This window comes from Mesorhizobium sp. Root102 (assembly GCF_001425625.1).
Taxonomy (GTDB): domain Bacteria; phylum Pseudomonadota; class Alphaproteobacteria; order Rhizobiales; family Rhizobiaceae; genus Mesorhizobium.
Map to the genome: position 1 here is coordinate 110,480 of NZ_LMCP01000007.1, position 12,448 is coordinate 122,927.

Annotated in this window: 14 protein-coding genes; 9 read left to right on the plus strand and 5 right to left on the minus strand. The window is 60.6% G+C overall.

All coding sequences use genetic code 11. The annotated features are described in order from the left end of the window. The first annotated feature begins 413 nt into the window (after positions 1 to 413). From ASD12_RS08685 to ASD12_RS08710, 6 genes are all read left to right on the plus strand, one after another. Positions 414 to 1,103, plus strand: coding sequence for a response regulator transcription factor (locus ASD12_RS08685; protein ID WP_056584172.1), 690 nt, complete (start codon positions 414 to 416; stop codon positions 1,101 to 1,103). 253 nt (positions 1,104 to 1,356) lie between these two features. Beyond that, positions 1,357 to 2,238, plus strand: coding sequence for a GHMP kinase (locus ASD12_RS08690; protein ID WP_056584176.1), 882 nt, complete (start codon positions 1,357 to 1,359; stop codon positions 2,236 to 2,238). 26 nt (positions 2,239 to 2,264) lie between these two features. Then, positions 2,265 to 3,350 carry a pyridoxal-phosphate dependent enzyme gene (locus ASD12_RS08695; RefSeq protein WP_082525323.1) on the plus strand — a complete coding sequence of 362 codons (1,086 nt, stop codon included), beginning with the start codon at positions 2,265 to 2,267 and terminating at the stop codon, positions 3,348 to 3,350. A gap of 125 nt (positions 3,351 to 3,475) precedes the next feature. Beyond that, the gene (locus tag ASD12_RS08700; protein WP_348271713.1) at positions 3,476 to 4,648 is read left to right on the plus strand and encodes an MFS transporter; all 1,173 of its coding nucleotides are present in this window, start codon (positions 3,476 to 3,478) and stop codon (positions 4,646 to 4,648) included. Between the two features lie 54 nt (positions 4,649 to 4,702). Continuing rightward, on the plus strand, positions 4,703 to 5,248 hold the full coding sequence (locus ASD12_RS08705) for a GNAT family N-acetyltransferase (protein ID WP_056584181.1): 546 nt from the start codon (positions 4,703 to 4,705) through the stop codon (positions 5,246 to 5,248). 84 nt (positions 5,249 to 5,332) lie between these two features. Continuing rightward, the gene (locus ASD12_RS08710; RefSeq protein WP_056584184.1) at positions 5,333 to 6,652 is read left to right on the plus strand and encodes an MmgE/PrpD family protein; all 1,320 of its coding nucleotides are present in this window, start codon (positions 5,333 to 5,335) and stop codon (positions 6,650 to 6,652) included. A gap of 27 nt (positions 6,653 to 6,679) precedes the next feature. On the opposite strand, the gene ASD12_RS08715 is transcribed toward ASD12_RS08710, so the two are convergent. From ASD12_RS08715 to ASD12_RS32920, 3 genes are all read right to left on the minus strand, one after another. Beyond that, entirely contained in the window at positions 6,680 to 7,327 is a 648-nt protein-coding gene (locus ASD12_RS08715; RefSeq protein WP_244482796.1) for a BRCT domain-containing protein, read from the minus strand. Continuing rightward, a complete protein-coding gene (locus ASD12_RS32915) occupies positions 7,311 to 7,964 on the minus strand; it encodes an excalibur calcium-binding domain-containing protein (RefSeq protein ID WP_244482797.1) in 654 nt (217 codons plus the stop codon). Before ASD12_RS32915 ends, ASD12_RS08715 begins: the two co-directional genes overlap by 17 nt. 169 nt (positions 7,965 to 8,133) lie before the next feature. After that, positions 8,134 to 8,436 (minus strand): hypothetical protein, encoded by a 303-nt coding sequence (locus ASD12_RS32920; RefSeq protein ID WP_244482798.1) that lies wholly within the window; start codon positions 8,434 to 8,436, stop codon positions 8,134 to 8,136. Here ASD12_RS32920 and ASD12_RS34025 point away from each other — a divergent pair. The 3 genes from ASD12_RS34025 to ASD12_RS08730 are packed head-to-tail and all read left to right on the plus strand — an operon-like array spanning position 8,435 to position 10,243. Beyond that, on the plus strand, positions 8,435 to 8,656 hold the full coding sequence (locus tag ASD12_RS34025) for a hypothetical protein (RefSeq protein ID WP_156398555.1): 222 nt from the start codon (positions 8,435 to 8,437) through the stop codon (positions 8,654 to 8,656). The two genes, ASD12_RS32920 and ASD12_RS34025, sit on opposite strands and share 2 nt — an antisense overlap. A 58-nt stretch (positions 8,657 to 8,714) precedes the next feature. Further along, positions 8,715 to 9,293, plus strand: coding sequence for a hypothetical protein (locus ASD12_RS08725; RefSeq protein ID WP_056584280.1), 579 nt, complete (start codon positions 8,715 to 8,717; stop codon positions 9,291 to 9,293). Between the two features lie 50 nt (positions 9,294 to 9,343). Further along, positions 9,344 to 10,243, plus strand: a complete 900-nt coding sequence (locus ASD12_RS08730; protein WP_244482799.1) for a nucleotidyl transferase AbiEii/AbiGii toxin family protein — start codon at positions 9,344 to 9,346, stop codon at positions 10,241 to 10,243. Positions 10,244 to 10,283: 40 nt separating this feature from the next. Here ASD12_RS08730 and ASD12_RS08735 read toward each other — a convergent pair whose 3' ends face one another. After that, entirely contained in the window at positions 10,284 to 11,417 is a 1,134-nt protein-coding gene (locus tag ASD12_RS08735) for a pyridoxal-phosphate dependent enzyme (protein WP_200953687.1), read from the minus strand. A gap of 25 nt (positions 11,418 to 11,442) precedes the next feature. Then, on the minus strand, positions 11,443 to 12,324 hold the full coding sequence (locus tag ASD12_RS08740) for a succinylglutamate desuccinylase/aspartoacylase family protein (protein ID WP_244482800.1): 882 nt from the start codon (positions 12,322 to 12,324) through the stop codon (positions 11,443 to 11,445). Positions 12,325 to 12,448: the final 124 nt, after the last annotated feature.

Consider the following 12,448-nt stretch of genomic DNA (forward strand, 5'->3'; position numbering starts at 1 on the left):
GGCCTGGGCGTCCACCTTGACCATCATCCAGCATGCGGACCGCCGTGGCGGGGACAGTCGGTCCCGCGTCCCGGCCTTCGGCCGTCGCTATGCTGACGCTCCTTCGGCTGTCCTGTTTACCGCCACGACGGGGGCGAATTTCCTCCATCCCGCACGCGAGGCTTGTCCGACGTTGCGGACGCGCGCGGGATTCCGGTTTATACGCCCTTTATCCCTTGAAACGCCGGCTGCCGCCCGGCGCGTGATTTGTTCGTTGCCATGTCGATCGGAAAGCCGTTCGAACCGGGCGCGCTCAACACGTGAGCTCGATTCCGGGATTTGTTGTTACGGCTGGGTTGTTCTGGCATGCTGGCGCGGGATTCGACTTACCGCCAGTCCGTCTTGATGGCAGCCGAAAGACCTAAGCTGCGCATATGAAGCCATTGATCGTCATCTGCTCGCAGGATGCGGAGTTCTATCTGCTTCTCAGTCACATTCTGGAGGTTGACGGCTTCGCCAGCACGCTAGCCAGCTCCATCGACGAGACGCTGATGCTTGCCGCGAAGAAGGCAGTCGAGGTCGTCGTGCTGGACTGTCGGGCGGACAATCAGTTGGCGGAGGGAAGCGCCAGACTTAAGCAGGATGCCCGCACAGCCGCCCTTCCCTGTGTCGCTCTGGTTTCGCCCGGCGCGGAGCTCCAGCACATCCAGCTGTTGCGGTCTGGCGTCGACGAGCTCTTTGTCAGGCCATTTGCGCCGGCCAAGTTGCTTGCGTATCTGCGCGACAGGCTCGGCGCAGGACAGCGATCCCAGCGAGGCAAGTCGCTTGCATACAGCGATGTCGAAATGCAGATCGACACGCATCGTGTGCGCTGCGCCGGCAGGGAAATTGTGCTGGGACCAATCGAGTTCAAATTGCTGCGTCACTTGCTTGAAAACCCCGAGAAGGTCATCAGCCGCAATGAGCTGATCGAGGTGGCCTGGCCAAACAGCGCCGGTGTCGTTGCGCGCATGGTCGATGTTCACATCAGCCAGCTGCGCAAGTTGCTCAAGCAATCCTCGCACAGCGCCGCTATTCGCACCGTCAGGCTCGCGGGGTATGCGTTGGAACATAGGTCGGGCTGAATGTTTCAGCAGACGGATCGAGCAGTCCTGGCGTCTTGACGATATCAGCCGTTCGACTGCTTTTGGACCTGTTCCTTTGAGCCGTTACATTTGTGACGATTGCGTAGGGCATATGCGCTGCGTGTGTTGCCTGCGTAATTGTCGTGAGACAAAAGATTATTACTTTGATTGTTGCTTAAGATATCGCCTCCTGCGAAAGTATTGTCTGGATTATACAAGAGAATACTAAAGTATATAGCGGGAGGATTTGGGCATGCCTATTGGTGCGGGGTACGCCGAGGCCATCGGCCACCACGGCGAACTGGTTCAAGGCCTCTTTGAAGACGACGGCGCCCAGATGAGGCGTGCTCTGGTTTCGCTGCCTTGCCGTCAGCTGAGATCCAAAGCCAGGTTCACCGCCAACAACAGCGACCAGCTGCGTGTCATACCGGCCTCGCGGGAGAAGGCCCGACGCGCGGCCGAGTTGACCGTCAACGCATTCGGCCGCTCGGGCATCGGTGCCGATCTCCAGATAGACAGCAACATCCCCTTAAGCCGCGGCATGGGGTCGTCGACCGCGGACGTCCTGGCGAGCATTTTGGCCGTCCTGGATTGGTTGGGTATAGAGGCCGCGTCGGACGATGTGATGCAGATTGCGGTCAGCGCCGAAACTGCTTGTGACTCTACCTTGTTCAGACAGCAGGCGGTGCTGTTTGCACACCGTGACGGTGTCGTCATGGAGTCCTTTCGCCGGCCTCTGCCGCCAATCGACTTTATCAGCATCGATACAACGCCTGGCGCAACGGTCGATACGCTTGACTTTGAGCCGGCGCGTTATGACCAGCTTGAGATAGAGACCTTTCGCCCCCTGCGCGGCCTGTTGCGAACAGCCATCAAGAATGCTGACGCGCGGATGCTGGGCAGGGTTGCCACGGCCAGCGCCCGGATCAACGAACGATTTCTGCCAAAACCACGGCTGGCTGAGATCGAAACGATCGGTGCCCGTTTCGATGCCATCGGCTTCCAGGTTGCTCACAGCGGCACGGTGGTCGGGCTGATGTTCGATGCGTCGGACCTGAAAGCACCCGTGAACATCGAGCGCGCAACGGCTGCGTTGAGACAGTCTGGCTTCGAGCCGGCAATCTTTCGTCACTGACAGTTTTGGTCCTCAGGAGAAAGCCCATGTCGACGCGTGCCTTGATGCGCAAGCTGGAAGATTTCGAAGCTCCTCGCGTCGTTCCGCTGGGCGGAAATCTCTACGGCGCCAGCTTCTTTTTGATGAAGCTGCTGCCGGCCCGGTTCATGCTTGAGCGAGCTGCTGATCAGGGCCTGTTGAGGCCGGGGGCGACCATCTGTGAATCCTCGTCGGGAACCTTCGGCCTTGCCCTGGCGATGCTGGCTGTCCAACACGGATACAGGCTGATCCTCGTCAGCGACTGGGCGCTTGACCGCAATCTTCATCGACGTCTGATCGAGCTCGGCGCCGAAGTGACCATAGTCGATCGCCCTGCTCCGTCGGGCGGTCTTCAGCAAGCGCGTCTCGACCGTCTACAGGGGTATCTGCAAGACGTTTCCGGCAGCTACTGGCCGTCACAATATTACAACCCCGACAATCCGCTGTCTTACGGCAAGGTGGCCGAACAACTTGTCGACAGACTTGGCAGGGTGGACTGCCTGATCGGTCCGGTCGGATCGGGCGGGTCCATGAGCGGGACATCCCGCTATCTGCGCACTCTGTTTCCCGACCTCTATGCAATCGGCGTCGATACGCCGAACAGTGTCCTGTTCGGCCAGCCTAGCGGCAAACTCAACCTTAGCGGCCTTGGTGGAAATATTCTCCCCAGCAATGTCGACCATAGTCAGTTCGACGAGGTTCACTGGCTTGTTCCGGCAGAGGCATTCCACGCCACGCATGATCTTCATCGCCAACACGGACTCTTCATGGGCCCGACCAGCGGTGCCGCCTACCGGGTCGCCAAATGGTGGTCGCGCAACAATCCTGGAAAGACGGTGGTCGCGCTGTTTCCCGATGAGGGGCACCGATATGCCGAAACGGTCTACGACGAAGACTGGCTTGAGAAAATTGCCGGGTGGTCCGATCCGCCAAGGGCAAGCCCGTTCACAGTCAGCACGCCAATGGCACCGATGTCGGGATGGTCACGCTTTGCGTGGGATCGAAGATCTCTCGATGACGTGTTGGCGCATGCCAGCGATCAGCACGACACAGCCGCTGACCCAAGGGCCGATTCTGCGAGGTCGGGCGCCTAGGCGCGGCAGCGTCCCTTCAGGCCCCGTCGAACGGCGCGATCGACATTCTGCGAAGGGTTGAGTGGCCAATGTGTCGGTACCTGGGAAAGCGCTGCCAGAGCCAATCAGTCCCGCCAGTTTACGCGATGCTGTTTTCCATGCAGTGCGCGCGAAGCATGTACATCGTCCTGGTCTCCTGGTTTGTGCTGCAGATCACCGGTGATATCGCTTCCGTTGGCAAGGTCCTGATCTGCTGGCAATTGCTGACTTTCGCCGTCGGCCCGTTCATAGGACCGCTGATAGATCGGTCCCGTCGTCGCACGGTGTTTGCAATCGGCGAGACAATTCACGGCTCAGGTGTGGGATTTCTGGCCCTCACCGCCTGGATGTGGTCTCCAGACCAGCCCCCGATCGCTGTGCTCTACGCCACGGCATGCTTCGTCTCCGTCGGCTCCCTGCTGTCCTATCCCAGCAGCCAGGCCCTGCTGCAGCTGGCGGGCGCTCGATCGCTGATGCGGACCGTGTCCTTCGGCATTCTTTCCGGCCAGGTCGGCAACATCGTCGGTGCGGCAATCGGCGGGTTCTGTCTAGCGTCGGTGGGCGCGACCGGCAGCCTGACCATCTGCGCGCTGTCGTCCTTCGTGGCTGCCGTGTTCGCGAACCTTATCGGCAACGACGATCGCATTCTCCAAACGCAATCCGCCCCTCATATGCAGGATCTGCTTGCAGGCCTGGCGCGGACTGTAACCGACCCGCGTCTCAAAGTGGCGGGCTGCGCTTTGCTCATTGCCTATGCCTCGGCGCACGCGTCGAATGCTCTTCTGGCCGGCTTCGCGCGATACGAGCTGAAGCTGCCGCCCAACCAATATGGCTGGCTCGCGGCGATGTATTCGGGCGGTGGCTTGATTGGAAGCGTGGCCTTTGCCTGGCTTTCCGGCATGGCAGGCGAGAGGCTCCTGATCGCGGCCGGAACGGTGCTGCTCGCGTACGCGACGGCCGGCTTTTCCTCTGCTCAAAACGTGGTCCAGGCTTTGCTGTGGCAAGGTCTCATCGGTTTGTCCTTCACGATGGTTCGAACCGGGAGCGATGTGACGATCCTGAAGACCGTATCAGGCCAGATGGTTGGCCGTGTCCGGACCAATGTCGATGCCGGGATAGGGGTAATCGCGGTCGCAATCTACGTCCTGCCAAGTCTTCTGCCCGGTGTTCCTGCACGGCACATCTTTGTCGGTCTCGCTTGCCTGTTTGCCGGCGGAAGCTGCGCAATCCTTTGGATGCAATGGAGCAGGGCAATGCCCCCACCGTGTCGGCATGAATAGGTCGACGCGATTTGCCCAATCGCCGACCGGTCGATTTGAAGGAGGGATCAATTCATGAAGACGCGATCGAAGGATAACAGGATTTTGGGGATACCTCCCACCAGGCCCAACCTGGATGACATCGACCTGCGCCCGGTATCGATCTCCGATCGGGCCGCTATCAGGCGGTTGGTGCTCGACCCCGAACAGGAGCAGTTCGCCGGGTTCGTGGATGCCATCTTCGATGACCTGCAAAACAGTCGGCATCCAGATCTGGAGCACCCTTTCGCAATTGTCGCCCTCGGGATGAGGATAGGCTTCTTCATCCTGCGCGAGAAACAGGCCCTGCCCGACTGGGCGCCGCGCGGCGTGATCACCATGCACAGCTTTCGGATCTGCCGCACCCATCAAGGGAAAGGCTATGGGCGTGCGGCATCGGATCTGGCCATTGCCTGGGTGCGGCACAACAGGTCCGACGTCAGGCAACTGATGCTCGCGGTCAACACCCGCAATGTGCTCGCGAAAACGGTCTATCTCAAATCGGGGTTCATCGACACAGGAGCGATCTTTCGTGGTCCGATTGGCGACCAGCACATCCTGAGTTTTGAGATTCAGCGGTAGCGCGGTTACGAGAAATTCCGCCGACACAGCTTTCCCAAGTTGTTAAACCAGGTATACTAGGTATATCTGGTACGGAGGAACCCCATGCAATTTGCGACGGAGCAGCTGGCCGCCTTTGTCAGCGACATTCGCTACGAGCAGTTATCGGATTCGGTCGTCGAAAAGGCCGAACGCGCCATTCTCGACACGCTTGCAGCGCTCATCGGTGGCGTGCCAACCGACAATGCCAGGCTCTCACGCATGGCCGCGAGGGCTTGTTTCGGAGCCGGCTCGGCTCACGCCTGGTTTACCGAGGGTCGGCTGCATCCGCTTGGCGCCCTGTTTGCCAATTGCGCGGCGGCAAGTTCCCTCGACGTTGATGATGGTCACTGTCAAGCAGCAGGTCATCCGGGTGCCGCCATCGTTCCTGCAGTGCTGATGGAAGCGGCAAATCTTGGCAGTGATGGTCACGACGTACTGACCGCTACGGCGCTCGGTTATGACGTCGCGTTGCGCATCGCCGCCGCCCGCCGCTTCTCCGACACGATGAGCTTTGCCAGTGGCCAATGGACCGGGTTCGGCGTCGCGGCGGCCATTGGATGGCTGCGCGGGATGCGCGCGGATCAGCTCGCGCATGCAATCGCTATCGCCGGTGCGGAGGCACCGCAAAACTTGCCGCAGGGCGCTTGCCAGGCCAGTTCAGTCAAGGGCAGCAGCCCGTGGTCGACCGTTACGGCGCTGTTTGCGGCCGAACGAGCCGGCTGTGGCATGAGCGGTTCACTCGACATGCTGGATCGCGACCATGCCTACAACGTGCCAGCGATCACCGCCGAACTTGGAAGCCGCTGGCTGGTCAGCGAGACTTATCTCAAGCCCTATGCCTCTTGTCGCTATACGCATCCCGTTATCGACGCCGTGCTCGCGTTGGTTGAGGGCCGTGACCAGGGCGATCCGGTTGGCCGCATCGTGGTGGATATTTTTCCTGAAGCGCGAAAGCTTCCCAACGAGATCGCGCCGAAGTCGCTTGAGGGGGGACAGTTCTCCATCCCCTTTGCCGCCGCGCTGGCGGCGCTGCGAGGCGCGGAGGCGTTCCGGCCCTTGCGTCCTCATTCGCTTTCAGACGCAGCAGTGGTGGCACTCGCCGGGAACGTGGAAATTCGCTACCCCGACGAATATGCCGGCATCTTCCCGCAGCGCACGCCGGCGCGGGTGACAATGGTCGTCGACGGCCGTGAACGTACCGTTGAAGTGCCCCGTCCTCTTGGCGACGCCAACAATGCGATGAACCAGTCCGCAGTTGAAGACAAACTCCACGACCTGGGGCGCGACATTCTTTCGCGAGCCGAGCTCGAGAAACTGATCCAATCGGTCCCACTGCTCAGGCACGGGGAAATCGATCCGCTGCTCGCCTGCCTGTCGGCTTAGCCAGTCAAAGCGCATGCCTAGGGTGCTTCAGAGAAAGTTCGCCCAGTGGTTCTCCGCGACGATCGAGATTGGCAGTCCCTGGTCGCGCCATTCGGTAGCCCTGACGATCTTGTCGCCGAATGACGAATGTTTCCACGATTCAGTGGCGTAGGCGCCGATCACCAGGACCTCCGTCTTCTGGCTCAGACCTCCTGAGCGGCCACCCCGATCCACAATGGCCTGTTCGCAATGCTTTCGCTGACCAAAATTGAATGTGCCTGTGAAGCAATACAGCCTGTCGGCGAAGGTCAAAGTCGGGGCCGGATCGCACAGTGGCAGCGTTGTAGGCTTTAGCACCTCTCCGAGCTCGAAATCGCGGTTCGAGAAACTGTTCAGCGTATCCAGAAGTTCGGTGTGCTCATCGGCATCGAGCACGCCGTCGGCGAGGATATCATTGACCCGTCGGTACAAGGTTCGAATGATCGGCTGATTGCTGATCTCCGCATTCGCCGCCAGCCATTTCTGAAGGAACTCGACCTCTGCCTTGTTGATCGTCCCATCCGCGGCCAGGCCCCGTGCGAGCCCGATGAGTTCGTCAATCTGGCGAGACGAGATGCGGTCACCGCCGACGCGATTGTAAAATTTGTCGCTCATTTGCCGTCCCCGCCCTCCGAAATTCCTAGCAAAGCGATTCACAAGGAATGCCGTCCTTGTCCCGGTCGAGCTTTCCGCCCCACGGGCAGTTGCCGAGATACCATTGGGCTTCGTCGCATGAGCTTATTTGCGAGCACGTTCGCCGCGGTTGGCATGAATAGCCGCTCTGCGCGACTTTCCGGCGGCTGATGATGCCGAGCGGCTGGCTCGACGGCGCCGCGCCGTCTGCATGTGCCGCGCGCCATTCCCAGGGCGCCTGAAACGCTCCGGCCCACACCCCGACTTTCGCCGCCTCGGCCTTGGTTTGCTGCTGTGCATAGGCGCCGTGGCTGTAGCGGGGCCAATCAAGCGCCTGACCCTGCTCGACCATCCAGTCGGCTACGCTGGCGTCGTCCGCGCGCCGGCAGTCGCCGACGAACCGACCGTAGCGATCCCAAGAGACAAACGCGCAGTTGACGGGTTTGGAGACCGACAGGAAGCCATCCAGCGCTTCAGCCGATCGACGACCGCAAGGATACTCGAAGCCCTTGGCATCGGTGCAGTACTGGCGGCTTTCGGGCGCGTCGATGCCATTGAAACGGATGCGCTGTCCGTGCACTTCGATCGTATCGCCATCGATGACCGAAGCGACGCCGACAATCGGAGCCGCCGTCGATCCAGTCCAGTGGGCGAAGTTCAAGTTGGGGGCTCGATCGCTGTTCTCAAGGACGACCTGCGTCCCCAATGCTGCCGCTGCAGCCAGGGTGACGAAGATCAGGCGCTTCGGAATGCCTGCCAGTTGGCGCGCGCGCCGAAACTTGGCGCCGGTTCGTTTGCGCCATTGGTCAGACCGATTGTCGTATCGAGACCTAGTCAATCTGGTTCACTCGCAGCCAATGCCGTCGTGGTTGTCGTCGAGTTTGTTGGGATCGGTGCCAGTAACCGTCATCTTGGGCCGCGATCGCATTGTTTTCCTCCAAGCCAACGCCGCGGGCCTGGACGGCCGCAATGCGTTGTCCGTCGCCTTCAATATGTGTGTTTGGATCGAACGGATCGACGGTCTGCAAAAGCAAATTTGCAGTGTCACCAGCGACGAGTGTCACCGAATCGTAGTGGTTCAAGTAGGCGGCTGCGCAGCCGGACAATACACACGAAGAGACGTGCACACTCATGAAAGAATTCCCCAATCCCGGTGAGATCATGCGCCATTTGCATTTTGTTGTCGAATCCAGAAAAGGCCAAACCTTGCGTGAAAGCACATGCTTAAAATGCAGACGCGGAAGTGTTCGGCGCAAAGCTCGACGCGAAAATCCCGCCGCGCTCAAAGGGGAACCAAGGGAGATGTATCCCGCCGGTATCGATCCTGCACTCGTTGCGGTGCATGAATTTTAAACCAAAATCATTGCAAAGTGCAGCGCATTGTCCTAAGTGGAGGACGAAGGATTTGATGATGTCCGCATTGAACGAACTGAAAAAGCGGCTGCGGCCTGGACAGGTCTACCGGCGCAAGGATCTTGAGAAGTGGTCCTGCGCCGTCGATCGCCACCTGCATCAGCTTGTCGAGGAAGGACGGCTCGAGAAGGTGTCGGGCGGACTTTACATGGCTCCGCGTAGCACCCGTTTCGGGAAGGCTCCGGCTGCGCCGGAGAAGCTCGTCGAGACGTTCCTCAAGGACGATCGCTTTTTGATGGTCTCCCCCAACGCCTACAACAGCCTGGGGGTGGGCACGACCCAGCTCTACAATGAACCGGTGGTCTATAACCTCAAGCGGCACGGACGTTTTCAGCTAGGCGGCCGTTTCTACGACTTCCGCAAGAAGCCTTCTGTGCCTGCGAAACTGACCCAGGAAGTGTTGCTGGTCGACCTTCTCCAGAACCTTGATCGGCTTGCCGAGAACAAGGCCGAGGTGTTGCCTCGCGCCCTCAAGCGCGCTCGCGACATGAACCCGGCTTATCTGGCCAAGGCGGCGCGGGATTTCGGTTCGGTTCGCGCCGGGCGGCTGGTGAGCCAAGCGCTGGAAGCGGGCTGATCCGCATGCCGCTTCTACACGACCTCGGCGACTTCAGGGATCTAATCGCGGTGGTCGCCGCGGACATGAAGATAGATCCCGGCCTGGTCGAGAAGGACTATTGGATTATGCATGCCCTATGGGGCCTGCAGCAGCTCGGTTTCCGTTTCGAGCTCAAGGGTGGCACCTCGCTGTCGAAGGGATACCAGCTGATTCACCGGTTCTCCGAAGACATCGACATCCTGATCCATCCACAGAGTGCTCTGCCGGTCGGCAGAAATCACGACAAGCCGGCCCACATCGAACAGCGCCGGGGGTTCTTCGACGGCCTGGTTCCGCAACTGGGCATACCTGGGTTTTTGCGCGCCGAGCGTGATCAGGCCTTTGACGATCCCACAGGTCGGATGCGGGGTGCTGGAATTCGTCTGATCTATCCGGAGCTCAATCCCTTGCCCGCCGGGCTCAAGGCCGGCGTGCTGTTGGAAGCGGGCTTCGATCGGGTCGCACCCAATCAGGCTCGCCTCATCTCCTCATGGGCCTATGATCGTGCGGTCGCATCGGGCGTGCCGGACCTGGTCGACAACCGTGCCATCGATGTCCTGTGCTATGAACCCGGCTACACATTCGTGGAAAAGCTGCAGACCCTTTCCACCAAATTCCGGCAGCAGCAGGCCTCTGGGGAGATGCCCGTCAACTTCATGCGTCACTACTACGACGTCTCCTGTCTTTTGGAGGACGAAGGCGTCAAGGCCTTTATCGGCACCCCGGAATACCGCGAACACAAGGCCGATCGGTTCCGAGGCGGCGATGAGCCGGATCTGCGGCGCAACGAGGCCTTTCGTCTTAGCGATCCCGCGACCCGGCAGATTTACGCCGACGCCTACGAGCGAACCCGCGCGCTTTACTACAGAGACCGGCCTTCGCTCGACGCAATCCTGGCTCAGCTGGACGCTCATCTCGACCAATTGTGATCGCTTGAAGGTCGTCGCCGCTGGGCGACACGGGCAACCTCTAGCCAACCAAGGCAATCGGATGCGTGAACGGTTGGAACTCGGAAAACCCGCTCGACGTGCCGACAAGCACGACTGCAGCATCCGACGCAACCACGCCTTGGACGACAAGTTTTCGCAGGCCGCTCAGCGCTGCCGCGCTCGACAGCTCTAGATAGAGCCCACAACGCGCCAACCGCATTTGATCGTCGCGTGCTGCCTTATCCTCGATGACGACAGCCGATCCCTTGCACGACGCGAGTGCATCGAGCGCCTGATAAGTCACTGTCGCGCCGCCGATTGAGGTCAAGGCCGAGTGGCCTGGGAAGTTGGCGCGGTAATCCTCGCCGGCAAGCACTTTCGATATTCGCCCGAATGGCTCGACGGCATGGATGCGGGGGCGCTCTTTGACAAGCCCGGCTGTCTGCAAATCGCAATACCCACGCGCAATCCCCCACAGCAGGTCCGCTCGCGCTGTCGGGACGAGGATGTCGGTGCATGAGCCGGTGCCCAGCTCGTGAGAGATCTCGAAGGCGAGCGATCTGTAGCCATCCACGCCAAAGGGGTTGCTGCCAACTGGCGGAACGGAAAAATTGGTGGCTGGGTACCAGTCCCCTGCCCGCGCCCGATCGGCGAGCACCTGCCAACGGCGCTCGGGGGTTTCGGTGGCGAGCAAGGTCGCACCATGCATCTCGATAGCGCGGCGCCAGTTCGGGTTCATGTCGGGCGTGGTCACGATCACGCAATTCAACCCGGCGTGAGCCGCATAGGCAGCCAGCGATACGCCGGCATTGCCGCTTGAGGCGGCGGCAACCGTCGAAGCGCCGATGTCCAAGGCACGCTGAACGACGAACCTGCTCATGCGGTCTTTATGTGATCCACTCGGGTTGGCCCCCTCATTCTTGAGACAGAGCGTGCGAACGCCGATCTCCTTGGCTAACCCATCCAACGTGATGAGGGGCGTGTTGCCCTCGCCCAGCGTTGGGTGGTCAGGATAAACCTGCCAGTCAGCGAGGCACGTCATGGATGCGGGGAATTCCCGATATTCGATCGCAAGGCTCGCCGGCATGTGGTGGCTGAGACAGGCCGGACAGCCCTCGAAATAGTCCGCGATCGGAAAGACAGTCCGGCAACGTACACAGCGCAGGCCTGTCACATGGGGATTAAGCCTCGGAAGCGGTCTAGGCATGCAAAGCGCCACCTGGGCTGCTGGCGTCGATATCAGCCATGAGCTTGAAGAGACAGTCACCACGATCGGTGAGCGACGGAACCCGTCTGCACGCAACCAGGCCGGACGATTCAAACAACAGGGTCTCGGGTTTGCGTGTCGGCAAGTCCGGAAAGTGAATGCGGCCTGCGATCTGACCCCTTGTGACCTCATCACCCAGGTGCGCGGCCGGTTCGAAAATTCCTCGGTCGTGAGCATAGACGAATGCGCTATGACCCTTGACCGTCATCAGGCGCGTGGATGAAGGGGGCTCGACAGCGACATCGCGCAAGATCCCTTGGTCTTTCAACAGCCGCTTCAGTCCGGCTTCGGCCAGCGACAAGCCTTCTTGCGACAAGGTCGCGCCGCCGCCAAGTTCCGTTGTCAAAGCCAGTGCGCCCCGCTCCTGCGCCGCCGCAGCCAACGTCGTAAGACCGCCACCGCCTGTTCCGTCACTGACGAAGCCGATCGGCGCTCCAAACAAGCGCATGAGCCTGAGCAGCGCCTCATGCTCGTCGGCGGTTCGCCCCGGACGCACCAGCGTGCTCACCACATAGTCAAGCGAGCGCCCACCGGAATGAAGATCGACGACCACATCCGCCATCGGGATCAACACCTCGCAGACGTAGTGAGCGATCATTTCGGTCGGGGATCCGGCAGCATTGCCAGGGAACAACCGGTTGAGATTGCCTTCGTCGAGCGGGGACACGCGGCGGCCGGCAGCCACGGCCGGAGCGTTGAGCGCCGGCAGGATCAGGAGCCGCCCCGAAACCTGGTGCGCCTGGATCTCGCGAGCCAGATTGGAAAGGGCGATCTGGCCTTCATATTCGTCGCCATGGTTGCCGGCGACCAGCAACGCCGTCGGGCCGGTGCCGTTCTTGATGCACACCAGAGGGATTGGGATCCAGCCATATGCCGACAGGTCGGAAGAATGAGGAAGCCTCAGACAGTCCGACTGCTTTCCGTCGGCGTCATAATCG